Below are 26,109 nucleotides of genomic sequence, written 5' to 3' on the forward strand. Positions count from 1 at the left end.
AGACTCCCCTTGTACACGTACAATTACATTATGTCAATAAAAAGACTTATTTTTATTACAAAATTACAAGTGGCAGAAAGAATTTAGTGACAAAAAACAAACCTATTTTTTGTACCTGTCCACGGCGTGGACGCTAGAATTAGTACGAAGGGCGGTAATTATATTCGATAGATGCTTTGCACCCATTACATTGATATCTACTATCAGTTCAAAGAAATCAGGTCTTCTATCAACAATTTTCAGGTTGTTGATATTACCCCCTTCACTTGCAACAATATTAGTAAGGTTTGCCAGACTACCGGACTTATGTAATAATGTAGCCTTAATACGACCCACATAAGGCTCTTTTTCATCGTTTGTATTACCCCATGAAACATCAACCAACCTTTCGGGAGTAGTTGCAAAATTTGTCAGCATTTCACAATCGGCAGTATGTATAGTCATGCCCTTGCCGGTTGTAACAACGCCCACTATCGTATCACCGGGGATAGGGTGGCAGCATTCGGCAAAATACACCGACATTCCGGGAGTAAGCCCCTTAATAGGAATGGAATCACCTTTTTTCCTTCTTTCCTTAGAAAATGAAAGGTTAAATATGGAAAGGCGGCTATTTTTCTTTTTAGCGATTTTTTTATCGGGGAATATAGCCTGCACAACATCGTATGTGTTAAGGTTGCCGGCTCCTATTGCAGCATAAACATCATCAACTTTTTTCTTCTTTAAGCTCTTAAGGGCAGGCTCAACAACTTTATCGGTGAATTTCTTTTTTGATGCGGTTTTAAAATCCCTCTCAAGTATATTCTTACCCAAACTTATATGCTCTTCCCTTTGTCTTGCTCGGATATAACGCCTGATTTCACTTTTAGCTTTTCCGGTAACTACAAAACTTTCCCATGAAGGTGAAGGCGTTTGCGTTTCAGAAGTTATTATTTCAACCTGATCGCCATTATGCAAAGTAGTCCTAAGCGGAGCTATACGACCGTTTATCTTAGCACCCGAACAATGGTTACCGACCTTTGAATGCACTTCATATGCAAAATCCACAGGCGTAGCACCTTTAGGCAGAGCCACAAGCTCACCTTTTGGCGTAAAACAAAATACCTGATCATAATACATTTCAAGCTTGGTATTTTCCAGAAACTCTTCCGGGTCGGTAGTATGCTCCAAAATATAAAGAAGCTCCCTAACCCACTTATATTGCTTTCCGTCAGTGCTATAATCACGCTGCTGCTTATAAGACCAGTGTGCCGCAACCCCAAGTTCCGCTATTTCATGCATTTGCCCAGTACGTATCTGCACTTCAATGAATTTTTGGCGAGGTCCCATAATAACGGTGTGTAATGACTGATATCCGTTTTCTTTAGGAGTACTTATAAAGTCCTTAAAATTATCAGGTATCATCTTATATTTACAGTGAATTGCACCGAGAGCCTGATAGCAGTCCTTAACATCTTTTGCAATTATCCTGAACGCCATTATATCGGAAAGCTGTTCAAAACTGATATTTTTTCTTTCCATTTTTCGCCATATCGAGCATGGAGTTTTTACTCGCCCTTTTATTTCCGCTTCAACACCATACTCTTTTAAGGTATCTTCCATTTCTTCTAGGATACTATCGACGAAGATATCCCCTCTGTTTTGCAGATATTCAAGACGGCTAGATATGGACTCTCTTATTTCAGGGTGCAGTTCTGCAAAAGCAAGATCCTGCATTTCGTTTTTAATCTGCTGAATACCAATCCTCTCTGCAAGCGGCGAGTATATCTCCATAGTTTCATGTGCTACCCGCAGCCTTTTTTGAGGTGACTTTATATAATGCAAAGTTCGCATATTGTGCAGCCTGTCCGCCAGCTTTACAAGCAAGACTCTTATGTCTTCAGACATTGCAACGAGTAATTTACGGAAATTCTCAGCTTGCCTTTTATGCTCGGATTGAAATTCTATTTTTGCAAGCTTGGTCACGCCGTCCACAAGCTGCATAACCTCCCTGCCGAACTCTTCTTCTATTTTTTCAAGTGTAACGTGTGTGTCCTCAACAGTGTCATGCAAAAGAGCGGTAATTATAGATGCCTGATCAAGTTTAATATCGGCAAGAATATACGCCACTTCCAAAGGGTGGTAGTAATAAGGATCGCCCGAAGCCCTTTTTTGAGTGCCGTGCGACTCCTTTGAAAAGTCACATGCCTTTTCAAGCTCCTTAACGTTCAGATCAGGGAGGTACTTTTTTACTTTCTTTATTAGACCTGTTTTGCTGACTTTTACCATAACCCCAAATTTAACAATTGCATTGATTAAATACAAAAATTAAGCCGGTTAACTTATATAGCAAGAACAAATCTTTAACAATTAAAAGTTTGAAGAAAATCCGATCGGGCGTTGCCCCTAGCAATCCTCTTGGCTACCGGATCTACAGTTAAACTCTTTTATAATTGAGTTTGCCTCACCCGACACTATATCGATTTTCGATTGAGTTTCCTGAGTAATAACCTGCAACTCCTGCTTTAAGCAATCAATATGCTTTGTAGCCGACGAATGGAAAGCCTCTATCTCTGCCTGACATACTTTATAAGCTTCTTTATTCTTGTATATTTCATCATTAGACGAACACACGGGTTTAGACGGTTTATTACACCTTGCAAACGCCTCACTTGTAAAAAACAACAAGCCCACTGATAAAAATACAACTATTTTTCTATTCATAAAACGCCTTAAAAAATAAATTATCCGATTTACTATATTATAAACTATAAATTTTCGATTAGTTCAAGAGAAGTGTTAACCGAATATAAACTTTCCTAATTATCCTTTTATTTTAAAATAACTTCCGTACCATAGGTTGTCATCCCCCGAATTTTCGTAGAAAATTATAGGGGGATCTTATGCCATTGATAGAAGATCCCCGCACGTAGGCGGGGTTTGCGTTGGTTCGGTCATACATGCGTGTTATTATTAGTATCATATTTAAAGGGCTGAATTTGCTCTATTTTGTTTTTAAGTTTGCGTTTGGCTTCCCTTGTATCATATAAGATTTGTAATCGTTGAAAGAAGCCTTCAGACATGCCGAAAAACTTACATAAACGCAAGTCGGTATCTGCCGTAATATCACGAGTTCCGTTAACTATTGCATGGATACGGTTAGCAGGCACTCCGATAGCTTTTGCCAGTGCGTTTTGGCTCATATCCAATTCGTCTAAAAACTCATATTTTAATATATCGCCGGGGTGCGGATTTTTTAATTTTGCCATGTTACAACCTTCCTTTGTTTTGCGTTTTTAGTGATAATCAACAATTTCAACATCTGTTACTTCGCCATCATTCCATACAAAGCATATACGCCATTGATTGTTAATTACATTCTCTTACGGAAATTAGTTTAATTGATTATATATCCTTTTTTATGCACTCGGCAACAGTCTCCACGCCAAGGCAGTAACAAATGTTTTGTAATAAAATATTATTTATGATAAAAAGCTACGGGGTTTTCTTAATCAAAATAAATTAAAGGATAATCGTGGATAGGTTCGCTTTAGCCCGTGAAAATATGATAAAAGGGCAGATATTGCCAAATAAGATTATTAACACGGACATTATCAGGATAATGTCCGACATACAGAGGCAAAATTTTATACCGGAGCATTTTAAGCCTGTTGCATATTGTGATGAACATATTAAGGTGGGTGATGACAGATATGCAATATCTCCTGTCGTTCTTTCCCGAATGATTCAAGCTGCCGATATATCCAAAGAGGATACGGTGCTTGATATAGCATGCGGCACGGGTTATTCTACGGCGATTCTTTCAGCTTTAGCAAAGAAAGTAGTTGCCGTTGAGTCAAGTGAGGAGCTTTCGTCAAAGGCAAACTCCATGATAAAAAATATGGATATCGTAAATGCCATTATATTGAATAATAAACTATCGTATGGCTGCCCTGAAAGCGGTCCTTATGACGTTATATTAATAAATGGAGCTATAGAAGCAACGCCGCATATTCTGATAACTCAATTAAACGAAAGCGGCAAGATAGTAACGGCAATATTGAAAAAAAACGGCATTGCCACTATAACTCTTTTTAAAAAGAATAACGGAATAACCGAAACTATAGAATTATTTGACTCTATGGTTCCCCTGATAAAAGAAATATAAAAAACCAAATAACTACTTATGAATAAAATCAAGACTATAATTAGTTTACTTATATTAATATCGACCTCAAAGGCATCATATGCAATGAGCTTTGAAGACGCACTTTCCATGGCATATGAAAATAATCCGTTTTTAAAAGCCTCACGTGAAGAGTTAAAAGCGACAGATGAAAACATGCCTCAGGCCATATCCGGTTTTTTGCCAAGTATATCGGCAAATACGGAAAGAGGAAGACGTGAAACCACTCAATCAGGCACAGCGATAGACAAGGTAACCGACACAAAAGAGATTGTAATAAGACAGCCTTTGTTTCGTGGCGGTCAGACATATAATAATATAAAATTAGCAAAAAATATTATCGAATCCGGCAGAGAAAGCTTAAAGGAAGTGGAGCAGGAAGTATTGCTTGAAGCCATAACCGCTTATAGCGATATAATCCGAGATCAGGAAGTTCTTGAACTTAGCAAGAATAATGTTGAGGTACTTCAAAAACACCTTGAGGTAACTACGGAAAGATTTGAATTGGGAGAAGTTACTAAAACCGACGTAGCACAAGCTGAAGCCGGTCTTTCGGTAGCAAAATCGGAAATGATAAGTGCCGACGGCATATTGGAATCTTCCAAAGCGAGATTTGAAAGGATAGTAGGTGAAAAACCCGGAATATTAAAAAATATTGAACAACCTGCCCCCTTTACCCACTCTCTTGATGAGTTGATTCAAATAGCAATGGCGGAAAACCCTTCAATATTATCAACCATGTATAGTCAGAAAGCGGCAAATAACAGAGTTTCGGTTGAAAAAGGAAAATTACTTCCGAGCGTTAACTTTCAGGCAAGTAAGGACGAACAAAAAGGTGCGTTATTTACATCATCAGACCTTGAAAACGAACGCTTTTCGATAAATGTTTCCATTCCCCTATATCAATCGGGTGCGGAATATTCAAGCGTCCGTCAGGCTAAGTTTAATCACGGCAGGTTAAAATTAGGTCTTGAAGATCAGCGTAACAAAGTAAGAGAAGCCGTTATTGAGGCATTTAACAATTTTCATGTTGCAAGGGCAGTTATAAAGTCCAATCAAGCGGCAATTGAAGCTTCGCAAATAGCACTAGAAGGAACTCAGGAAGAAGCTAAGTTCGGAGCGAGAACAACTCTTGACGTGCTTGATGCCGAACAGGAATTATTCGAGGCAAAAGCAAATTTAATACGCTCAAAACGAGATGAAATTGTTAGCTCTTATACACTTTTATCATATATAGGTCGCTTGAATCCCAAGGAATTAGGACTTGATACGGAAGTTTACAATCCTAAGGAAAGCTATAATAAAAGAAAATACCAAATTATTGGTTTTTAATTTTTATTTATGATACTATAAAGTAAGCTTGCTAAAAATTTACAAGTTATGTAACTTCTATTTTTAATATTTTTGAATGTCCTATGGCTAAAGAGAAAAAACAGGATATCAACAACGAATCCGAACACTTAGAAAAAGATGAATTAGAAGAAGGTGTTGACAATGCACCTACCATGGAAGATATTTTACAATCTATCAGGGGTGTTATCTCCGGAGAAGAAGAAAACGAATCTGACGACGATGATGAAGATGTATTGGAGCTTACAGAAATGGTAGAAGACGACAGACCGATTAATGAAGTGGAAAACACCGAATCTGACGCTGAAGATTCTGAGGGAACATCGGTTCTAGATGATATTGACAACGCATTAAAAGACGACTCCGAAGAAGAAAATATCGAGGAAGAAGCCCCCAAAGAGGAGACATCTGCCGCCGAAGAAACGGAAGAAAATGACGTTTTTGAAGCAGATGACGTAAAATCCGAACCTGAGGATAACACACCTCAAGAGGAAGACGCTTTTGAGGAAACCGACGCACCTGAAGAAAAAGTAAAATCACCTGCAAAATCATCTGAAAAACTTATAGAAGATGAAGTGGCCTCTCAATCTTCAGAAACATTGAAACGCCTTGTAGATAATATACCCAAAACTCATATCACCTCGCCATACACTACCGGCGGAACTACATTAGAACAATTGACCATTGAGGCAATGAGACCGTTTCTTTCAGAGTGGTTAAATGAAAATCTTCCGACAATTGTTAAACAAATTGTAACAAAAGAAATCAGGAAACTAATCCCTGAGGAAGAGGACAAATAACAATAACGAAATAATGTATATGAAAAATATCGCACTTAAAACATTTTTAGCAATATCCGTAGCCTTTTATACAGGCAATTTTGCTATTGCACAACAATCCCCGATAAAAGGCAATAGCTCTCAGGAACAAGTATCCGAAGGTCAAAAGCCCGAACAGATTAACGGTCTTATAAAAAAAATGATACTTGTTGCATCTGACGTATTGAAAATAAAGGAAGAAGACTATAACAATGATGATTTTTCAAAAGTTTATCAGCTAGCCCAATATGAGGAGAAGGGATTAGTCGGAAAGTATTGGGAAAACAGAGCCGAAAAAAAAGGTTCTCTTGATGACAGCGTTAACCCGCTTTACTGGGAGAAAGTCAGAGAAAATTACGAAAAAGAACGCCAAGAAGCAGAAGAAAAACTAAAACAAAAAAAAGAGCAGATAGTAGAGCAGGAAATATCGGTTAAACATGATGATGACACTGAAGTGGTGGTATCTGAAGAAGGCGTGGAAATACTTCTAAAAAGAAGACCCGAAGAAAATTATAGAAATACGGTTCTCCCCGATCTGGTAAGTAAAAAAAATTATAACAGGGATAATATGCACCTTCCTGTGGCTATTTATGAAGAAGAATTTCAGCAAATATTATTACAAAGCATCATGACTCAGGATATTGATGTCATGCGTGCTGTAATTGAAAGAATGGGTTCAACCGAATACCGTGACAAAGAGGGTAATACACCTCTTTTATATGCGGTTATTTCAGGCAATATGGTTCCCATAAAAGTTCTGGTTGGAATGGGTTCAAGTGTCAATGTCAGGAACAATCAGGGAGTCAGCCCTTTATATATAGCCGTAAAGGACAGGAATTTAGAACTGGCTGAATATCTTGTAAAATCAGGTGCAAATCCGGAAGTGACAACTAATAACGGCAAGACATTGTTAATGGTAGCCGCTGAAAATAATGACGCAAGAATGTTAAACATGCTTATCGATATCGGACTGGACGTTAACGAGAAAATGAATGACGGAAATACCGCATTGCATTTTGCGGCGATGAGAAACAGCTCTTTGGTTTCAGATATCCTTATAACTAAAGGTGCTATCTTTGATGTAAGAAACCGCAACGGTTATACGGCACTGATGATAGGTGCGGCTTACGGCTCTACCGAAACTGTAAATTTACTACTTAATTCCGGTGCCGACATTACCACTACAGACGCAAAAGGTCAGGACGCATATTTACTTGCCAAGAATAACAACCACTATAATATTGTGTCGACTATTGATGCGGAAAAAGCCAATTTCTTATATTATCAACAACCCCAAATCAACATAAGTCCTATTGATGAAAGTATTACTACCGCACCTCTTCCTATTGAAAAACCTGTGAACGAGCAAATTCCTGTCGAGATAATCAACCAAAATGAATATCCTGCCGAATATCCGGCATATGAAGAAAATTCCAACGCTCCGTACGAAATGCCTATGCCGGTATTCACTAAGGAAGAAATGAATCAAATGTAAGTAAAATCTCCATGACAAAGTAATAGTATTTTGTTATCATGCTCTGAAAATTATTACAGGGGTAAAGATGGAGTACAAAATCAACTTACGCAGCGATGAAAGCACAAAAGGTCGTAAAATGGCAGGTGCAAGGAGTCTTTGGCGTGCCAACGGGGCAAAAGAAGAACATTTTGGCAAACCTATCATAGCAATTGCAAATTCATTTACGCAATTTGTACCCGGACACGCTCATTTGCATGAAATAGGTCAGCATGTAAAGAAAATCATAGAAAAACAGGGCTGCTTTGCCGCTGAATTTAACAGCATAGCGGTAGATGACGGCATAGCTATGGGTCACGACGGTATGCTTTATTCGCTTCCGTCAAGAGATCTTATCGCCGATTCATTAGAGTATATGTGTAATGCACATAAAGTTGACGCATTAGTATGCATATCAAATTGCGACAAAATAACTCCCGGAATGTTAATGGCTGCTATGCGTATAAACATACCTACCATATTTGTATCCGGCGGTCCTATGGAAGCGGGGGTAATTGACGATAGAAAGCTTGATCTTGTAGATGCCATGGTTATGGCAGCCGATAAAGATGTAAGCGACGAAGAAATAGCCATGATAGAAAATGAAGCCTGCCCCACTTGCGGTAGCTGCTCAGGCATGTTCACTGCAAACTCCATGAACTGCTTAAATGAAGCTATAGGATTGGCTCTTCCGGGCAACGGAACTATCGTTGCCACTCATGCAAACCGCATAAAACTATTTGAAAAAGCCGCAACACGCATAGTTGAAATGGCAAAAGAATACTACGAAAAAGGTAACGATAATGTATTACCGAGAAAAATCGCAACAAAGGCAGCGTTTAATAACGCAATGTGTTTAGATATCGCTATGGGCGGCTCTACCAATACAATATTACATATTTTAGCGATAGCACATGAGGCTCAGGTAGACTTCACAATGAAAGATATAGATCAACTTTCAAGGAAAGTTCCTTGCCTTAGCAAAGTTGCTCCCAATTCAGATTATCACATTGAAGATGTAAACCGTGCAGGAGGAATATTAGGTATTCTGGCTGAGCTAGACCGTGGCGGATTGCTTGACACATCAGCTCATCGGGCTGACGGACTAACATTAAAAGAAGCTATAGAACAGTATGATATTACAGGTTCTCCATCTAGTGACGCACTGGAAGTATATTATTCCTCCCCTGCCCACTCGGGACGCAATCTGGTTATGGGCTCTCAACGCTCAAAGTTCAAAATACTGGATACCGACCGTGCAAAAGGCTGTATAAGGAACATAGAAAACTGCCACTCCAAAGATGGAGGGCTTGCGGTTCTCTTCGGTAATATAGCTGAAAAAGGCTGCATCGTAAAAACGGCAGGGGTTGATGAGTCAATATTGAAGTTTAACGGACGTGCAAGGGTTTTCCATTCGCAGGACGAGGCATGTGATGCAATACTAGCATTTAAGATAGAAGCCGGTGACGTTGTTGTAATAAGGTATGAAGGGCCAAAAGGAGGGCCGGGTATGCAGGAAATGCTATATCCGACATCTTACCTGAAATCAATACACTTAGGCAAACAATGTGCGTTGCTAACTGACGGACGTTTCTCAGGCGGAACTTCCGGTCTATCTATAGGACATGTTTCACCGGAAGCGGCAAGCGGTGGTAATATAGCCTTGATAAAAGAAGGTGATAAAATAGAAATTGATATTCCTAACCGCACGATTAACGTTAAGGTAACCGATGAGGAAATGAACGCCAGACGCAAAGCTGAAGAACAAAAAGGCAAAAATGCCTTTAGACCGATAGGTCGTAACCGTCAGGTTTCTAATGCATTGAAGATATATGCATCTTTGGCATCTAGTGCCGATTTGGGGGCTATAAGGGTGTTGAAGGAGGAGGAATAAAAATCCTATAACAACCTTAAACTCGGATTTATATTCCTTTTGTTCCTGACCCAGTTTAAAAACTGGCTTGTTGAGTCAACCATGTCATCATTAGGGGTATTGGGAAAACCAAGTATCTGGGTTTCATAGTCAATCAGCCATTCCGAGCTATTTGGCAACCACACCCTGCCCGCCTCTATCAATGCGGTAACCGCTGCAAATCTGGTTATCTTATCATTTTTCGGATTAACGGCTATTATGGGTAGTTTTGTTTCTCTTTTTAAATCTTGTATTAAAGATTGTCCGCTTGCTTTATCTTCAATTAAAATTGTATTGGCATTCCATTTTTGAGCCAGCGATATAACGGTTCTTTTAAGTTCGGGATATTCCATTTTTTTAGCTGTAACATCTGCCAGATAATAGCCGCTTTGAGTTTCAATCCAGCTTGTGGAGGCAGAAACATCATTATTTGCACCCGTCTTTATTGCAGTATCCCAGCTTTGGACGACTTTATTACCTTCGGGCAGAACATTATATCTTTTAAACCAATCTATATTTACCATACCGCTATCCGCATTTACCGGATTTTGTAAATATTGGGCGGCATATGCATAACTCCCCAGCTCCTGCTTTGCTCTTTCAATTTCTCTTTCCCCTTCCCTTTTGGGATTAAGAATCTCACCTTTTTTGAATATAACCCGACTTTTTTTATAGTTACGGATAGTATATGTTTTTCTTCTGTCTGAAACGGCAGGTAAACATAACTGATTCCACCTGACACCTTTTTTAGACAACAAATGTCCGGTCAGGTCATTAACGTGCAAACGCTGCATTACCACTACCACAACTCCTTTTTTCTTATTGTTCAAACGGCTCATAAAAGTCCGGTCGAACCAGTCAAGGGCTGCTTTTCTTTGTACGTCACTTGCTGCCTGCATAGGGTTATGCGGGTCATCGACAATTAATATATCCCCTCCCTCACCTGTTGCCGTGCCGCCGACAGATGTTGCGAATCTAAAGCCTCTTTGGGTTGTAACGAATTTAAATTTTTCATTCTGACCATGTGCTATTTCAACATACGGGAATGTTTCTTTGTACCAGTCGGACGACATCACCAGCTTACAATCCATTGAATGTTTTAAGCTCAATATCTGGCTATAGCTTGCCACCATAAGTTTTGCGGAAGGATTCCTACCCAAAACCCAAGCCGGCCACGCCACACTAACACAAATAGATTTAAGGCTTCTGGGCGGAACATTAATAATAAGCCTTTTTATTTTACCTTCTGCAACTTTTTCCAACCTATCGGCAATCAAATCAATATGCCAGTTTTCCTGAAATTTAGTACCGGGGTCAACAGTATGGAAGGTCTTTTCAATAAAGTTTATAAGCCGCTCTTCCAAAACAAAGGAGGCAGCTTCATTATCAAATACGTGCATAACAATACCTATAGATACAAAAAAAGGCAGGTATAAAACCTGCCTTAAAATTAAAAAATAGAGTGTTTTACCTTTTCAACAATACTGTCATCCCCCGAATTTTCGTAGAAAATTATAGGGGGATCTCATTTAAACTTATACAAATCCCCGAACAAGTCGGGGATGACAACCCCAACTCTTGAAAAGTTAATTAAAAATAATGAAAATATCTTGACGAGAATTAGTCGATTTCGTGTACGCCCCTTCTGATACGCATTTCCATAACATGCTTTCTAAGTACATCTATCAATTTCTGACCGTCTTTTATTGCATACAGCACCACCATAGGTGTTGATTTATCGGACGTATCAAGAACTACGTTGCCACAGCCGAACATACGCAGTGCAAACGGCTCAAGGAACGTAATATCCTTTATCCTGAACAATTCAAGCTCGTCGGTACTTCTTGAAAATACCCCTTCTTTTTCATGAATACGTTCGGTTGTTATTCTATATCGGTGACACCTTATTACCAGCCAAACCCAAAACGCCCAGACAATCGGAACAAAAAAGAAGGCTTTACAGACCAGAATATAATAATCCCTGTATTGTGAGATAGTAGAGTTTGCAAGGAACTTATCCCAAAATGAAGGAGCGAAAATAGCGAATAAGAAGATAATAACACATACGGTATATACATTAAAATTTACTATTTGCGAAGGCCCACCTTCATAAATTAGCTTCTCAGGCGGAAGCGACCTGCCGTCCATACCTTCCCCTGCAACTCCCCTTTCATTTAAAAAAGGTCTATCATCAAAACTCATAAAGCAAAACCCCATTAACCCCATTATTGTAACTATACAAGGTTAGCACATATAAAAAAATTGACAAGTAATTAAGGTTATCCTTTTATATAAATTTACGGGATTTAATAATAATGGTTCAAGTAGTAAAAATGAAACGATTAATATTAAGTATTGCTCTCACAATATTAGCGTCATCATGCGTACCGAAGCCTGTTATTGTCGACGTAAAAGACTACAAGGACAAATATCTTGACTGCAACCAGCTTGAATCTGCCGTAAGAAGTGCCCAAAGGTTTAAAAGTGCGGCAAATGCCGAAGAAGGCTTCAGGTTGGGATATATTTTCCCACCAACGGCAGCACTCGGCATATACCGTTTAAACAGAGCTGAAAGTGCCGCAAACAAAAGAATAGAATACATCGAGCGTCTTGCCGACCAAAAAGAGTGCAATGCCGAGGCAAAGCCGCAAATAATTAACCCGCAAATTCTGGATTATCCGAACGAAAGCCACTTAAAAAAAGACGGTTACAATTTTTACCGATATAACGGACAACCTCAATATAGACCGTCATCGTCTTTTAAAGCGACAACACAATATCTCAATCCGCAGGATTACTATAACGTGCATTTAAACCCTTAATTACCGTCAATTTTATAATTTTTTAAAAAACGTCTTATTATCTCTTTATCATCAGAGTTTATAACTCGCAGCTCGGAAGTTTTATTGTCCGCTTTATCGGAATCCAGCAATTGCTTTTCCAGCGGAACAACTTTAACAAGCAATCCCGTAAGCTTGGTCAACAACGAAACCGCATTATCCTTATCACCCCAGATATAACTATGCCCACCCGTGCAATCACCATCGGCAATTTCTATATCACGTTCAAGCCTTGCTATCAGATTTACAATGATTTTCCTTGTTTTTCCAAGCCCTTCCTTATGTTCACCGATAATTCTACCATAATCATTCATAGTCAGACTTTATATATATTGAACATCATACTACCATTTAAATATACACAAAATAGACCGGCTATGTAAGCCTTGAAGAAAAAAATGTTATCAACATTAAAACAATATGTTACATGAAATATCAAAAAAATTATGATATTTCATAAATTATATTTGCATAACAAAATATTTTCAACCTATAATTGATTTTATATGGGGGATATCAATTCTAATAATGGAGATAATTATGCATAAGAACACATCGGATAAACACCAGTCGAATCAACTCTTAATTGAAGAATTGTTAAGATACTTTGAAATTAACACAAAGGATTTAACAGGTGAAATAGCTTTATGGCAATCGGTTGTTATGCAGGCGGTAATTGACTCAATATCAAAGCCGAAAGATATCAAGGCAAAGATAGAGCGGGCAAAAACAATATCGTGGTTTTCACATAAGAATGAAGATTTTATATTAGTTTGCTCATTTGCAGAATTAAGTCCTGATTTTATAATTCAAGGATTACGGAAAATACTAAAAAAGAACAAAAAACCTTACATCTCAAGATATAATAAAAAACACAGACAACTAAACAAGTTATCCGGCAATGTATCTATTGAGCAAAAATACAAAAAAGCTATCTAGAATATATCACAAACAGAGGATTTTTTACATGGGATTTTCAAGAAAAAGAGGTCGTCCAAAAACACTAAAAGTTGAAAAAGATTACGGCACCCCCCAATTACAAACCAAGAAGAACTTAGGCATTACAACCGAACCGCTTGACCTATGCCTAAAAAAGAAGCTTATTTCACAAGATGAGCATGAAGCAGGAATAAGGCTTAGATGGCTATACACTCTACGCTTCGGCTCACCTAATATAAGTGCCTATAGCTACGAAAAGATTAGCACCGGAAGCTTCAGGAATGACGATGAAAACTGGCTAAAAGAAAGAAGTTTAGAATATGAAAATGCTATGAAAGAGCTTTGCAAAATAAATGCAAAAAGGATAGTTATGAATATCTGTATATTCCACTTAAGAAGTAGCTTTCTACTACCTTATTACGATGGAATTACAATTTCGGAAGCAAACAAAAGAAAGAAGCTATTTACAACCTTCAAAGACGGAATGGAAGTTCTGGCAACAAGTCTGGGGAAAAAAGGATAGCCCCCCCTTAGCTCATCTTTTTATCAGCACGACGCTGCACGGACGAACCTATGCCCATTGCCTCGCGGTATTTCATGACCGTTCTGCGTGCTACATCTACGCCCTTTGCCTTTAAGATTGAGGCTATTTTAGCGTCCGAAAGGACTGATGCATTTTTCTCTCTGTCAATCAGCTCCTTAATCATGAATTTTATTCTTTTACTTGAAATATCTTCAATCCCGTCAGTGCTTCCTACCGATGATGAAAAGAAATATTTAAGCTCGTATATTCCCATATGCGTTGCGATATATTTTCCGTTTATCACACGGCTGACGGTGCTTTCGTGCATTTCTATCTTCTGCGCAATATCGCTAAGTACCAGAGGCTTTAAAAAATGTATCCCTTTTTTAAAGAACCCGTCTTGCTGCATTACCAACTCAGTAGCAACCTTTAAGATAGTATTCGCCCTCTGATCCAACGCTTTAACCAGCCAGTTGGCACTAGTAAACTGCTCGGTCAGGAACTTTTTACTTCCTTTATCATTAACTTTACACTCAACTTCGGAATAATATTTTCTATTTACCAATACCCTCGGTAAAATTTCGTTATTAATTTCAAGTATCCACTTACCTTTATCCGCTCTTTTTAAGAAAACATCAGGATACAGAACCTGAACATTTTCCGATGAAAAACTACTTCCCGGTCTGGGATTAAGGGCTTTTATCTCCTCACACATCTGCAACAGGTCTTCCTCATCAACCTTACAAACCCGCTTCAATCCCTTAATATCCCGCTTTGCGAACATGTCTATATTTTCTACAAAACGCTGCATAGCAGGGTCAAATCGGTCTTTTTCCTTTAATTGCAATGCAAGGCACTCTTGCAGGTTTCTCGCAAAAACACCGGTAGGCTCAAATCCCTGCAGCACCTCTAAAGTTGATTCAATTTCTTTAAAATCGCACTTTAATAGCTGACATAACGAGTTTAAATCACCCGATATATATCCGTTATCATCAAGCATATCCGTAAGATGTAGGGCTATCATCTTTTGCACCGGGTCGATAATGTCTATATTTATCTGGTCAATTATATGGTCTTTTAGTGTAATTTTGGGCGATGCTATCTGCTCTATGCCATATTCATTCTCACTAAAATCAGAACCTCCGGACTTCCCTACTCCTGTATATGTAGGAGAATCGCTGTCATATATCGCCGGAGAAACCTGATCATCGTCCCATGAATAATCTTTTTCACTATCGGGAACCATATCCGGCTCGGATTGTTCATCTTTTTTCGAATCCGTATTTTCAACTTCACTAACACAGTTATCTAAAAAGGGGTTTTCTTCTATCTGCTGTTCTACATATTCTTGCAACTCAATATTGCTCAATTGCAGAATTTTTATCGCCTGCTGCAACTGAGGTGTCATCACCATTGATTGAGACTGTTTAATATGTAAACTTAAGTCAGCCACATTTACCCCTTATTTATAGACTAAGTCTAATCTCAAAATCATCATTTTATACTTTTGGCATAAATTATGCATATAATTTTATATTAACCTAAAAACATGATTATTTCTACGATTAAATAAAAAATCGTTTTTTCAATTTTTGATTGACTTTAATGCGTTTTTATAAGAATATAAGAAATATACTATATGTTGTGTTTTTAAGGTTAAAAAAACACCTAGTCTAGTAAATGGCAGGATTATTCGCCAACCCAAAAAGCAGGAGGCTTGTTCAATGACTTCCACTAAAAAACCAAAAAGAACGTATCAATCATTATTCAAAGTTCTGGAAAACAAAAAACCCAAAAGCGTCGCCAAGAAAGCAGCTTCATTTACAAAATCCCTCCCTTTTTCAACTAAATCACAAAAACTCAAAGAAGAGCTTGATTTACTTACATCATATTCATCGGATACTATATATCGTCTTCGATATAACAGCATGACATATGATTATATCAGCCCTGCGATAGTAAAACTGCTTGGTTTTACTCCTGAAGAAATGAAAAAGATAAATTTCCGCTCATTAATTATTGAAACAAAAATAATAAGCAACGGAATGAAATCAATTAAATCATTTGATGAACTGGAAAAAACCCGTAAGAACGGCGATGTCAACAAATGGCAGGCAGATTATCTTGTAAGAACACGTGACGGAAGAAAAATATGGTTAACCGATGTATCTTACCCGTGGTTTGATGATGAAGGCAACATTATCGGCTCCATAGGCTCCTTAAGAGATATTAGTGACCGTGTGGAGGCGGAAGAAAAAAATAGCCGTGAACTGGTGAAAATGGCTAACACCGACCCGTTGACAGGCACAGCTAACCGCAGGGTCTTCTTTGAAAGCATTGACACGGAAATAAAACGTTCACAACGTACGGACAACCCATTTGCCATTTTAATTGCCGATATTGATTTCTTTAAAAAGATAAATGACGATTACGGTCATTCAACGGGGGATAAAATATTAAAAGAAATCAGCGAGATTATGTTAACATGTGTCCGTGATACGGATCTTCTGGCTCGCATAGGCGGCGAAGAGTTCGGTATATTCTTGCCCGACACCTCCGAGGAAGGAGCATATTGGGTAGCCGACAGGATATGCAAAACGGTTGCAAAGCATAATTTCTTTGTAAAAGGCTCAATAATGCCTATAAAATGCACGGTTTCTATCGGAATTGCGTGTAATGAGGAAAATAACGAATTAAACTCAAGTGAACTTTATAAACAAGCCGATACAAGGCTTTATATTGCAAAAAACACCGGTAGAAATCAGGTATCTAACGACGAGATTGTTAAACTACATTAATGTCATAAACAAAAAAACAGCCCTTTTTAAGGGGCTGTTTTTCACATTTAAAAGTAGTATGACTACTCACCTTTCGAAGGCTCCAAAGAACCGCCTGCAAGACGCTCACAAAGACCTTTCGGCAATGATATAAACGCAGCAGTAGAACCGTCAACAGTAGAATGACCGGCACAAGAATGGTCGGCAAATTTTGAACCACAGTCATTTGCACCGGCTTTAGCAACGCCGTAGCATTTTTCTTTTTCTTCAGCTTTTGCATCAACAGCAATAGCAGCACCACTAACAGCCAACAAACCGGTTGCAGCGGCAGTAAGGAAAGTTTTTTTCAATTTTGTATTCATTTTTAGTTCTCCAAAATATTTTAAAATTAATTGATTGGTCGCTAACATATTCGACTCAATCCAGCATATAGTTACAGATTATTTTTTAAAATCTACAAAATCTTTTATAGTTATTACAAATAAATTCGCCTATGACAAATTTATCGAACACCACATAAAATCATACTCCTAAGATTGACCTGTTGATAATAAACCTTTATACCGTTAACATTGCTCAAGTAAACTTACTGATTTATGGCAGAAAACTTAATATCCCTTGAAGAATTGATGCACCGTTCCCAGCAAGGGGACAAGCAGGCATATGCGTCACTTTTGGGTGAGTGTAACCGCATTTTAAAAGGTTATCTCATGAAAAAGATATCAAATTCCGAGGACGTTGAGGACATAATACAAGAAATACTGATATCCCTGCATAACGCAAGGCATACTTACGATAAATCACGCCCTTTTAAGCCGTGGCTATTTTCTATCGCAAAATTCCGTTTATACGACCATTTTAGGAAGATATATAAAAAATCCGAGAATGAATCCGATTATTTAAACGAAATATCACATGAATTTGATATAAATGTAACCGAATCAGATGATGAATACGAAGAACTATATGGGGCAATAGATGAATTACCTGAAAAACAACGAAAAATTATCGAATTAATGAAGGTTGAGGGCTACACGGCAAAAGAAGTTGCGAAAAAATTAAATATGAGCGAATCGGCGGTAAAGACCTCCGCTCACAGAATATATAAAACATTAAAACAAAAAATGACTAAAAAATGAGTAAGATAGACGACTTAACAAAAAAATTAGTTGACGAACTGGAACCGGTCAAAAAGATGAAAGCACCTGAAATCATGGCTTTAAAGTGGTTTTTGTCAGGCTTTTCCTATGTTGCTATATTACCTCTTTTCCTACAGTTTCGTTACGATATTTCAGACAAAATGAATGAGCCTGTTTTTATTATAGAACTTATAGTAGCAGCTATAGGTTCTGTTTTGTCATGTTTAACGGCGGCTTATTTCGCCGCCCCCGATAGCCATCAGAAAAAGAATCTCAAATTGCTAGCAACAACCCCTTTCATAGCATTAACGGTGATATTGATAATACGATTAATAGACCAAGGCGGTTCAAATATCCCGATTAACACCACTACCGCCACCTATCAGTGTTTTGCCGATATGTTCGCATTTGCAGCATTCCCTATTTTAGTTATGGTGTTTTTAGCCAAAAAGGGTGCAAGCACCAACCAAAGCTGGTCGGGTGCTATGATTAGCCTTTCTGCGGTCAACTTTTCATATATAGCTTTAAGGCTGATTGAACCTAACGATGAAGCCAAGCATATCCTTACTTGGCATTACGCACCGATGCTGTTGATGGTTATAATCGGCATGAATATCGGACGAAAGCTCCTTAAATGGTAGATTAGTCTTCAAAAACTATCGCAAGAAACTGCTCGGTAGTAAGGAAATCCTTTCCGTATTCGGCATCATATTTTTGTATTTCCGCCATTTTCAGGATTTCATCTTTAGATTTACCGGCTTTTTTAGCTGTGGCTACGGTTGCCGTAAAATCTTTAAGCATATCAAGGTTTTTCTGCATTGTTTTCTTATCGGATAATGAGCCGTGTCCGGGAATTATTTTCGTATCATCGTCCACCTTTGACAGTATATCCTCCATGGCGTTTATCATAGCTTCAACGCTTCCGCCGTTTGAAGTATCAATAAACGGATATCTGCCGTTAAAATATAAGTCTCCCGTATGCACCACATTTGATTTTTTGAAGAAAACCGCACTATCACCGCCCGTATGCCCCTGATAGGCAACTACATCAATATCCTCATCGCCTTCATGCAGATGAAGCCCTTTAGTGTGCGTTATAAACGGCAGTGCCTCCTGTGGGGCAGGCTCCATAGTTTTATTGAAAGCTTTGATAACCGTTCCGTTTTTTAGCTTATCATATACGAACTCGTGAGCGATTATATGCACGCCGTCTTTACCGAAATTCTCATTGCCGCCCGTATGGTCAAAATGGAAGTGTGTATTTAGTAAGAATTTTATAGGCTTTTCCGATATTTTCGATATCTCTTTTTTCAGATCGTCAGATATATCGGCAAACTGGCTGTCGATTATCAATGTTTTATTTTCACCTTTGAGTACACCGATATTACCGCCTTTTGCCTCTATCATATATATATTCTCGGCAGCTTTGAAACTTTTTATCTCAACTTTTTCATCGCCGTGTTTACCGGCAAAAGAGCCGCTTGTTATCAAAGATGAACTTAATAATACTACGCTTAGTAATTTTTTCATATTGCTTCCCCCTATCATGGTTTTTTAGTTTTAGTAAAATAGCACTACAATATAGGGAAAAGCAATATGAATATGGATTACCTTATGGTCATTTAATCATCACTCTTTACCTTTAGTTTCTTAACCTTGTTTTCAGGCAATTCCTTTTTAGGGATAGTAATAGTCAGAACGCCTTTTTTGAACTTGGCATCTGCCTTATTGCCGTCAACATTTTCAGGTAAAGTAAAACTTCGACTGAACGAACCGTAGGAAGATTCCTTAATTATATAGCTATCGCCTTTTTCCTGATGTTCGTCTTTCTTTTCGCCCTTGATAGAAAGTGATTTTTCAGTTACTTCAATATCTATATCATCTTCAGCCAATCCCGCAAGCTCTGCCTTTACGATAATTTGCTTATCGTTTTCCACAACGTCAATATTGGGAATTAAACTGCTATATTCTTTTGCCGAAGTCGGCATGAAATCTTCATTAAACAGCCTGTTTATCTCGCTTTGCAGAGAAAAAAACGGGTCATATCCGCGTTTTTTAACCTGCAATGCACTCGGCTTGTTAAAACTGATTAAATTATTTAAACTCATGGCAAAACCTCCTTAAATCTTAATTACTTATAAAATCAAACAAGGCTGTACATCCTATATTATAGATATGGAAATTGAGTTGATTTTTGTCAAGATGTCGGGAGAAAATTTTAAGCCGCAAGAATTCTATAGTAAATTTTAATTAAAAACTCACCTACTTAAGCAATCAAAAAGGGTGAAATGTCAACTTAACTTTACATCATAGACAACTTATGCTAAATTAACAAAAAGTTAATTTATTAAATATATGTGGTATAATATGTCATTTGATAAGGCAATCTCCGACCTAACTTGTGGAATTTTAACGGATATGAGTTCGTTTGTTGATAGTTTTAGCACGTTTTTCGATTACAATAATGAAAATTCAAACACCCCTAATACGGCATATAAGACTAACAAAACAGAATATTATAAAGACTCCGTTCCAATAGCAAAATACTCGGAATCCCCTGAACAAGTAAGAGGTATATACAGTGCCGCCGGTCAATTAGGGCTTTTAGGCTCTACACATACAAGTGAACGAATTGAGTACGGCAAAAAAAGTAGGTTTGAAAAATTGCTAAAAGCATCTGCTAAAAATGAAAAAATACCTAAAACACGTCGAGCATCAGAACATATCCGTAGTGAAATGATTGAGAAAAAGACTCCTTTCGAGCCAAAGCTTGATACTATCACCGAAGAACTAACGCTTTTCGATAAAGATTCCAAAATCAGTAAAAAAGAAGACAGCTCTATAAAACAAGATGAACAAAAGAATTCTAGTCGCAAAGTTGGAAATAATAAAAATAGTAGCTTTTTTATGAAGTTAGAAAAGCTAAATAAAATAAGGAAAAAGGCTAATAAAGAGCTTGATAAAATAATCTCTAATGATGAATTGCCATATGATGAGGCGATGTTTGAAGTTGAACAAAAATATCAGCCGCAAGCAGCAGAAATCTTTCCTGATATATTTAAAAAAGAAGACAAAACTTCCGATAAGGATATCAATATCAACAAAAAAAGGGACGGATCTATAAAAAAAGTCACAGCCACACAAAGGGATAGAATTTTTGACGATATCGAACATGACGAGCTAAAAGAACACCTTGTTAACGATGCAAAAGAACAAATAAAACAAGATGAGCAAAAGAAGCAAACGGAATTTAGCCGCGAAGTTAGAAATAAGATATTTGACGATTTCAATAAAGAAGATGAAATAGAATCTACTTTATCTAAAAACCAAAAGGCTGTAGACAAAGGAACCGATAAAAACGGTCATTCTTGGGTTTCATACGTAGATAAGAAGACCAACAAGAAGGGTACTTTATTCGAAATTTAATATAACCGTCATTGTCAAACTTGGATACTATGGTCAAGCCATAGTATGACGAATTTTGTTTATACTCGTCATTCCGTACTTGATACGGGATTTAAGGAATTAGTAAGAATTTTTAAGCCTTCTTTTTATCTCTTTTTTCAATTCCCTCTTTTACACTTTGAGGCAATTTTTCCTCATATATTTTGTTAAGCCTTTTTGGCTTACTTATCATTTCTTGTACTATTTCGTTAACTAGAACAAACAAAGTATGAGAAACATCTAAATTATCCGATAAATCAATCTGACCGGGATGTACAGAATCATTACCAACAAACCTTACAACATCTAAAGCTTTTTGAACTCGATTATCCATTCCTCTATAAACTAAATCACCAATTTTTCCATTTAAAGTTTGACCCTTAGCATCAAGATCATCACACAACATTTCACAGCATAGACGCAATAATGCAGCAGATGCTCTAGGTGAACAATTATGAATTTCACGGGCTTCATTATAAATTACTTTTATCTTATCTGGCATGTCATCATTTGGAGGTTCTTCAACACACGAAGCAGGAATAATTAACCTATCATGAACCCATAAAGCTGCCTTTTTACAGCTCAATTCCTGACAAACACTAAAAAATATGTTTTCAAAACTATAATTACACCGCCGCGAGTTTTTACTATCTAGACTTCTAAAACAAAAGTCTTCACCTTCAGCATTAATTGCTTTTTCCCTCAAATGCTTCAAGTCATCTTCTTCAAAAATTATCCCTCCATTATCTGAACTTTTAAAATCCTCAATCATTTTTTCCGTTTTCTTTAATGTAATAACATATGGAAGTCCATCATCAGTAGGTACTTCTTCACCATAGCAATCAAGCCATAATTGAGGTGCTTTAGTACCACAATGAGGGCAATGAAAAGATGTTTTGTCTACATTTGGAGCTGTATAATTTTTTTCCATTTTTTAACCCACCTTCTGATAAATCTCACCACCCTCTGCCTTAAACTTATCTGCCATTTCTTTCATGCCTTCCTTTTTTTCACGCTCGGCTTTGGCAAAGTCGCGGACATCTTGCGATATTTTCATTGAGCAGAATTTAGGGCCGCACATAGAGCAAAAGTGAGCCACTTTAGCACCTGCGGCAGGCAGGGTTTCATCATGGAAATCCCTTGCCCTGTATGGGTCAAGGGCAAGATTGAACTGGTCTTCCCATCTAAAATCAAACCTAGCTCTGGACAACGCATCATCACGCAATTGCGCCCCCGGATGTCCCTTTGCCAAATCGGCAGCGTGAGCCGCAATCTTATATGTTATCACACCCTCCCTAACATCATCTTTGTTAGGCAAGCCCAAATGCTCTTTTGGCGTTACATAACATAACATAGCCGTACCATACCAGCCAATCATAGCCGCACCTATAGCACTTGTTATGTGGTCATACCCCGGTGCTATATCCTGCGTAAGTGGCCCTAGAGTATAAAAAGGTGCTTCATGGCATTCCTTCAACTGCTTATCCATATTTTCTTTTATTAAGTGCATAGGAACATGCCCCGGCCCTTCAATCATCACCTGAACATCATGCTCCCAAGCTACTTTAGTAAGCTCGCCCAATGTTTCAAGCTCGGCAAACTGCGCCTCGTCATTAGCATCGGCAATAGAACCCGGACGCAATCCGTCACCAAGCGAAAATGAAACATCATACGCTTTCATAATTTCGCAAATATCTTCAAAATGCGTATATAAGAAACTTTCAGCATGATGTGCCATACACCATTTAGCCATTATCGAACCGCCACGAGAAACAATACCGGTCACACGCTTTTCGGTCATCGGAATATATGGTAAGCGAACACCTGCATGGATAGTAAAGTAATCAACCCCCTGCTCTGCCTGCTCTATCAAAGTATCCTTGAAAACCTGCCATGTCAGGTCTTCGGCAACTCCGCCTACTTTTTCCAACGCCTGATAGATAGGCACTGTACCCACGGGAACAGGACAGTTTCTTATTATCCATTCCCTTGTATTATGTATGTTATCGCCTGTGGATAAATCCATCAAAGTATCACCGCCCCAACGGCACGACCACACCATTTTCTCAACCTCTTCTTCAATCGAAGAAGTAACGGCAGAATTACCAATATTAGTATTTATTTTCACTAAGAAATTACGCCCGATAATCATAGGCTCTGATTCGGGGTGATTAATATTGGCAGGAATAATCGCACGCCCTTGTGCAACTTCCTTGCGTACAAATTCAGGTGTAATAAAATCAGGGATATTCGCCCCCATAGGGTCGCCACCTTTAGAATTTGCCTCGGCAGCTTTTTTCCTGCCTAAATTCTCACGAATGGCGATATATTCCATTTCAGGCGTTATTATGCCTTTTTTAGCATAATGCATCTGGCTAACATTCTTACCCGCCTTTGCCCTGAGCGGAGTTATGTTAGGGAATTTGAACTCCTCAACTTTAGAGGCTTTTTGCCCGTTATCTTCCGGTTTTACTTCTCTGCCCTGATAACGCTCTACATCACCACGAGCTTCAATCCACTGAAGTCTGGTTTTAGCAAGCCCTTTGCGAATATCGACTTCCACATTCCGATCGGTATATGCACCTGACGTATCATAGACTACAACATCATCTTCACCCGCGCTTTCATGCAATTTAATCTTACGCAGCGGCACTTTTATTTCAGGGAACAAATCCCCACTTATGAACATTTTTTCTGAAGACGGAAACGGCTCGGTTGAGATTTCGATTTTTTTGTTCTGTGGCATCAATATTAACCTTATACTATTTTAATTAAAAGCATAAAACCAAATACCACACTAAAGTGCTAAAGTAAACGCCATCTAAACAAAAAGGGCAAAAGGTGTTCACTAACTATAGAATTTGTCATACTGAATTCTTTTTCGTCATCGCCCGAGTTTTCTTTAGAAAACTATAGGGCGATCTTATGAAGATTACCCTATAATTGCCTTTGGCAATTCGGGTAATGACGTTGTTCTTATAGTACGATTAATTGAGTAATAACTTTTCTCATTAATACAAACGAACCGCATCACCGCTTTTATTTTCTTTATAAATTTCGGCTTTAGAAACATCTATAGTTTGACCTGTTTTTTCAGATACTATCTTGGCGGCAAGTTCTTTTGTCAAACCTTCTTTATCAACGTTTATAGGTTGCATTTTATCTACATCAAGAGAGCTTCGGTCGGAACCCGGAACGTAAATAGTACCGTTGCTAAAATCAACCGCAAATGCTATTACACCCGGTATTAAAAAGAACAGAAGCCCGATACCGTCAAGAACAACTACTCCCGCATCAAGCCGCCCTCCTTTTTGCCCCTTCCTTTCAGGATATAAAATAGTACCGCACGCCGTTAGATTAAGTAAAATAGCTGTTGCCAGCGATAATGATATAATTTTTTTCATGATAGAATATCCTTTGTTATATTTAGATATAACCGTTGATACTCCATATAAAGAAAGCTGTAAAGAACATACACATTTGCCATAAAATAAAATTAGCCTGAGCCGCTGCAAACTCAAGCTAATTCTACTTTATAAAAATTGCCTTTAACTTACTAATAAAACTAACATTTATTCCTTAATAAAAGGTTAACTAGACAATTTATCTTACATCACTTATATTAAGTTTTTGTTTAACTTCAAGAACGGTGTTTTAGTTATGGGTAAGTTATTAGACGAACTAAACAAACAGGCAAAAGAAGCCAAAAAGGAAAATAACGAAATAAAGAAAGAACTCGAAAAAATAAAACAATACCGTGATGATTTAAATAAAGAGATAGAGGAAAAACTATCTTTGAATTTACAATCCGTTTCCGATAAAATCGAAGCAAAAAAAGAAGAGCTACAAAAAGATTTAAAAGATTTGGAAAATAAAACAAAACACTAAAGAAGGTATTTTATAATGACATATGAAATCGTTGAAAAATCTACAGAATTCAGTCGTGATTTTGAAGTTGACCCTAAACTTGCCGAGGGCATTGACGAAAAAACACTTCTTGGAAAAACGCTAGACTTCTTAAACGAAGAAGTTGAAGAAACAAAGAAAGCGGTAAGTGAGCATGACCTACCTGAAATAATTGACGGATTTGGCGATGTTGCGTTCATAGCCCTTAACGGTATTTATAAAACCTTCCGTTTTGAAGGTGACAATCATGAGTTAGCCAAAGAAAAGACCGTTGAAGTTATGAAAAGGATATGCGAGGCTAACCTTGGTAAAAAACAGCCTGACGGTACTATTAAATATGTAAACGGCAAAGTTCAAAAGCCACAAAGCTGGACTGCTCCATCATATGAGGATATGATAGCAGCATGAAGATGTATGGAATAAAAAATTGCGATACCATAAAAAAAGCCTGCAAATGGCTTGACAATAACGGTGTGAGCTTTGAGTTTCACGATTATAAAAAGCAGCCTCCGGCCGAAGAATTGCTTAGGCAATGGTGTAAGGATATAGGAATAGATTTTCTTATAAACAAACGTGGAACTACATATAAGAAACTTTCCGAAGAACAAAAACAGAGCGTTAATAATGAAAGCTCGGCAATTAAAATAATGATTGAAAATCCTTCTATTATAAAAAGACCTATATTATATACAGGAAACAAATATATTGTAGGATTCAATGAAGAAGATTATAAAGAACTTACAAATAACCGCATCTTAGCATAGTTTCAAAACCTGCAAAGTAAGT

Annotated in this window: 28 protein-coding genes and 1 pseudogene; 15 read left to right on the top strand and 14 right to left on the bottom strand. The window is 37.8% G+C overall.

Going from position 1 to position 26,109, the window contains the following annotated elements; all coding sequences use genetic code 11:
* Positions 1 to 102: 102 nt before the first annotated feature.
* The 4 genes and pseudogenes from O2942_01760 to O2942_01775 form a co-directional block, all read right to left on the bottom strand.
* Positions 103 to 2,265 carry a bifunctional (p)ppGpp synthetase/guanosine-3',5'-bis(diphosphate) 3'-pyrophosphohydrolase gene (locus O2942_01760; GenBank protein ID MDA0780972.1) on the bottom strand — a complete coding sequence of 721 codons (2,163 nt, stop codon included), beginning with the start codon at positions 2,263 to 2,265 and terminating at the stop codon, positions 103 to 105.
* 117 nt (positions 2,266 to 2,382) lie between these two features.
* Positions 2,383 to 2,700 (bottom strand): hypothetical protein, encoded by a 318-nt coding sequence (locus tag O2942_01765; protein MDA0780973.1) that lies wholly within the window; start codon positions 2,698 to 2,700, stop codon positions 2,383 to 2,385.
* A gap of 230 nt (positions 2,701 to 2,930) precedes the next feature.
* Positions 2,931 to 3,245, bottom strand: coding sequence for a HigA family addiction module antitoxin (locus O2942_01770; GenBank protein MDA0780974.1), 315 nt, complete (start codon positions 3,243 to 3,245; stop codon positions 2,931 to 2,933).
* Between the two features lie 27 nt (positions 3,246 to 3,272).
* Positions 3,273 to 3,350: pseudogene (locus tag O2942_01775) on the bottom strand (type II toxin-antitoxin system RelE/ParE family toxin).
* A gap of 161 nt (positions 3,351 to 3,511) precedes the next feature.
* Here O2942_01775 and O2942_01780 point away from each other — a divergent pair.
* The 5 genes from O2942_01780 to ilvD all read left to right on the top strand — a co-directional run bounded on the left by O2942_01780 (position 3,512) and on the right by ilvD (position 9,737).
* Positions 3,512 to 4,144 carry a methyltransferase domain-containing protein gene (locus O2942_01780; GenBank protein ID MDA0780975.1) on the top strand — a complete coding sequence of 211 codons (633 nt, stop codon included), beginning with the start codon at positions 3,512 to 3,514 and terminating at the stop codon, positions 4,142 to 4,144.
* 18 nt (positions 4,145 to 4,162) lie between these two features.
* A complete protein-coding gene (locus tag O2942_01785; protein ID MDA0780976.1) occupies positions 4,163 to 5,494 on the top strand; it encodes a TolC family outer membrane protein in 1,332 nt (443 codons plus the stop codon).
* 83 nt (positions 5,495 to 5,577) lie between these two features.
* Positions 5,578 to 6,312, top strand: coding sequence for a DUF2497 domain-containing protein (locus tag O2942_01790; GenBank protein MDA0780977.1), 735 nt, complete (start codon positions 5,578 to 5,580; stop codon positions 6,310 to 6,312).
* 19 nt (positions 6,313 to 6,331) lie between these two features.
* Positions 6,332 to 7,825: an ankyrin repeat domain-containing protein gene (locus O2942_01795; protein ID MDA0780978.1), complete on the top strand. Its 1,494-nt coding sequence runs from the start codon at positions 6,332 to 6,334 to the stop codon at positions 7,823 to 7,825.
* Between the two features lie 67 nt (positions 7,826 to 7,892).
* Entirely contained in the window at positions 7,893 to 9,737 is a 1,845-nt protein-coding gene (gene ilvD / locus O2942_01800) for a dihydroxy-acid dehydratase (protein MDA0780979.1), read from the top strand.
* A gap of 5 nt (positions 9,738 to 9,742) precedes the next feature.
* On the opposite strand, the gene terL is transcribed toward ilvD, so the two are convergent.
* Together terL and O2942_01810 are read right to left on the bottom strand one after the other, a co-directional pair.
* Positions 9,743 to 11,155: a phage terminase large subunit gene (gene terL / locus O2942_01805; GenBank protein ID MDA0780980.1), complete on the bottom strand. Its 1,413-nt coding sequence runs from the start codon at positions 11,153 to 11,155 to the stop codon at positions 9,743 to 9,745.
* Positions 11,156 to 11,375: 220 nt separating this feature from the next.
* Complete coding sequence (locus tag O2942_01810) at positions 11,376 to 11,957, bottom strand: PH domain-containing protein (GenBank protein MDA0780981.1); 582 nt, start codon at positions 11,955 to 11,957, stop codon at positions 11,376 to 11,378.
* A gap of 131 nt (positions 11,958 to 12,088) precedes the next feature.
* On the opposite strand from O2942_01810, the gene O2942_01815 reads away from it, so the two are divergent.
* On the top strand, positions 12,089 to 12,577 hold the full coding sequence (locus O2942_01815) for a hypothetical protein (GenBank protein ID MDA0780982.1): 489 nt from the start codon (positions 12,089 to 12,091) through the stop codon (positions 12,575 to 12,577).
* Here the strand turns inward: O2942_01815 and O2942_01820 are convergent.
* Positions 12,574 to 12,909, bottom strand: coding sequence for a hypothetical protein (locus O2942_01820; GenBank protein ID MDA0780983.1), 336 nt, complete (start codon positions 12,907 to 12,909; stop codon positions 12,574 to 12,576). The two genes, O2942_01815 and O2942_01820, sit on opposite strands and share 4 nt — an antisense overlap.
* A 226-nt stretch (positions 12,910 to 13,135) precedes the next feature.
* Here O2942_01820 and O2942_01825 point away from each other — a divergent pair, with 226 nt between their 5' ends.
* Positions 13,136 to 13,534 (top strand): hypothetical protein, encoded by a 399-nt coding sequence (locus tag O2942_01825; GenBank protein ID MDA0780984.1) that lies wholly within the window; start codon positions 13,136 to 13,138, stop codon positions 13,532 to 13,534.
* A gap of 28 nt (positions 13,535 to 13,562) precedes the next feature.
* A complete protein-coding gene (locus O2942_01830; GenBank protein MDA0780985.1) occupies positions 13,563 to 14,057 on the top strand; it encodes a hypothetical protein in 495 nt (164 codons plus the stop codon).
* A gap of 7 nt (positions 14,058 to 14,064) precedes the next feature.
* Here the strand turns inward: O2942_01830 and rpoN are convergent, their stop codons facing one another.
* Entirely contained in the window at positions 14,065 to 15,510 is a 1,446-nt protein-coding gene (gene rpoN / locus O2942_01835; protein ID MDA0780986.1) for an RNA polymerase factor sigma-54, read from the bottom strand.
* 271 nt (positions 15,511 to 15,781) lie between these two features.
* Here rpoN and O2942_01840 point away from each other — a divergent pair, with 271 nt between their 5' ends.
* Entirely contained in the window at positions 15,782 to 16,855 is a 1,074-nt protein-coding gene (locus tag O2942_01840) for a sensor domain-containing diguanylate cyclase (protein ID MDA0780987.1), read from the top strand.
* Between the two features lie 62 nt (positions 16,856 to 16,917).
* Here the strand turns inward: O2942_01840 and O2942_01845 are convergent, their stop codons facing one another.
* The gene (locus O2942_01845; GenBank protein MDA0780988.1) at positions 16,918 to 17,196 is read right to left on the bottom strand and encodes a DUF2282 domain-containing protein; all 279 of its coding nucleotides are present in this window, start codon (positions 17,194 to 17,196) and stop codon (positions 16,918 to 16,920) included.
* Between the two features lie 234 nt (positions 17,197 to 17,430).
* Here O2942_01845 and O2942_01850 point away from each other — a divergent pair, with 234 nt between their 5' ends.
* Both O2942_01850 and O2942_01855 read left to right on the top strand, forming a co-directional pair.
* Positions 17,431 to 17,973, top strand: coding sequence for a sigma-70 family RNA polymerase sigma factor (locus tag O2942_01850; protein ID MDA0780989.1), 543 nt, complete (start codon positions 17,431 to 17,433; stop codon positions 17,971 to 17,973).
* Positions 17,970 to 18,614, top strand: coding sequence for an NrsF family protein (locus O2942_01855; GenBank protein ID MDA0780990.1), 645 nt, complete (start codon positions 17,970 to 17,972; stop codon positions 18,612 to 18,614). Before O2942_01850 ends, O2942_01855 begins: the two co-directional genes overlap by 4 nt.
* A 1-nt stretch (position 18,615) precedes the next feature.
* Here O2942_01855 and O2942_01860 read toward each other — a convergent pair whose 3' ends face one another.
* Positions 18,616 to 19,503, bottom strand: coding sequence for an MBL fold metallo-hydrolase (locus O2942_01860; GenBank protein ID MDA0780991.1), 888 nt, complete (start codon positions 19,501 to 19,503; stop codon positions 18,616 to 18,618).
* A 92-nt stretch (positions 19,504 to 19,595) separates the two neighbouring features.
* Positions 19,596 to 20,081, bottom strand: a complete 486-nt coding sequence (locus O2942_01865; GenBank protein ID MDA0780992.1) for an Hsp20/alpha crystallin family protein — start codon at positions 20,079 to 20,081, stop codon at positions 19,596 to 19,598.
* A gap of 259 nt (positions 20,082 to 20,340) precedes the next feature.
* Here O2942_01865 and O2942_01870 point away from each other — a divergent pair, with 259 nt between their 5' ends.
* On the top strand, positions 20,341 to 21,399 hold the full coding sequence (locus tag O2942_01870; protein ID MDA0780993.1) for a hypothetical protein: 1,059 nt from the start codon (positions 20,341 to 20,343) through the stop codon (positions 21,397 to 21,399).
* 112 nt (positions 21,400 to 21,511) lie between these two features.
* Here O2942_01870 and O2942_01875 read toward each other — a convergent pair whose 3' ends face one another.
* From O2942_01875 to O2942_01885, 3 genes are all read right to left on the bottom strand, one after another.
* Positions 21,512 to 22,348 (bottom strand): DUF4145 domain-containing protein, encoded by an 837-nt coding sequence (locus tag O2942_01875; GenBank protein ID MDA0780994.1) that lies wholly within the window; start codon positions 22,346 to 22,348, stop codon positions 21,512 to 21,514.
* A 3-nt stretch (positions 22,349 to 22,351) separates the two neighbouring features.
* A complete protein-coding gene (gene thiC, locus O2942_01880) occupies positions 22,352 to 24,163 on the bottom strand; it encodes a phosphomethylpyrimidine synthase ThiC (protein ID MDA0780995.1) in 1,812 nt (603 codons plus the stop codon).
* Positions 24,164 to 24,428: 265 nt separating this feature from the next.
* A complete protein-coding gene (locus tag O2942_01885; GenBank protein ID MDA0780996.1) occupies positions 24,429 to 24,821 on the bottom strand; it encodes a hypothetical protein in 393 nt (130 codons plus the stop codon).
* Positions 24,822 to 25,077: 256 nt separating this feature from the next.
* On the opposite strand from O2942_01885, the gene O2942_01890 reads away from it, so the two are divergent.
* From O2942_01890 to O2942_01900, 3 genes are read left to right on the top strand one after another with little or no spacing between them, the layout of a single operon-like run.
* Positions 25,078 to 25,305 carry a hypothetical protein gene (locus tag O2942_01890; protein ID MDA0780997.1) on the top strand — a complete coding sequence of 76 codons (228 nt, stop codon included), beginning with the start codon at positions 25,078 to 25,080 and terminating at the stop codon, positions 25,303 to 25,305.
* Positions 25,306 to 25,320: 15 nt separating this feature from the next.
* Positions 25,321 to 25,731, top strand: coding sequence for a hypothetical protein (locus tag O2942_01895; GenBank protein ID MDA0780998.1), 411 nt, complete (start codon positions 25,321 to 25,323; stop codon positions 25,729 to 25,731).
* Positions 25,732 to 25,733: 2 nt separating this feature from the next.
* The gene (locus O2942_01900; protein MDA0780999.1) at positions 25,734 to 26,087 is read left to right on the top strand and encodes an ArsC family reductase; all 354 of its coding nucleotides are present in this window, start codon (positions 25,734 to 25,736) and stop codon (positions 26,085 to 26,087) included.
* Positions 26,088 to 26,109: the final 22 nt, after the last annotated feature.

The organism is Pseudomonadota bacterium (assembly GCA_027620075.1).
GTDB lineage: Bacteria > Pseudomonadota > Alphaproteobacteria > Rickettsiales > UBA6187 > 1-14-0-20-39-49.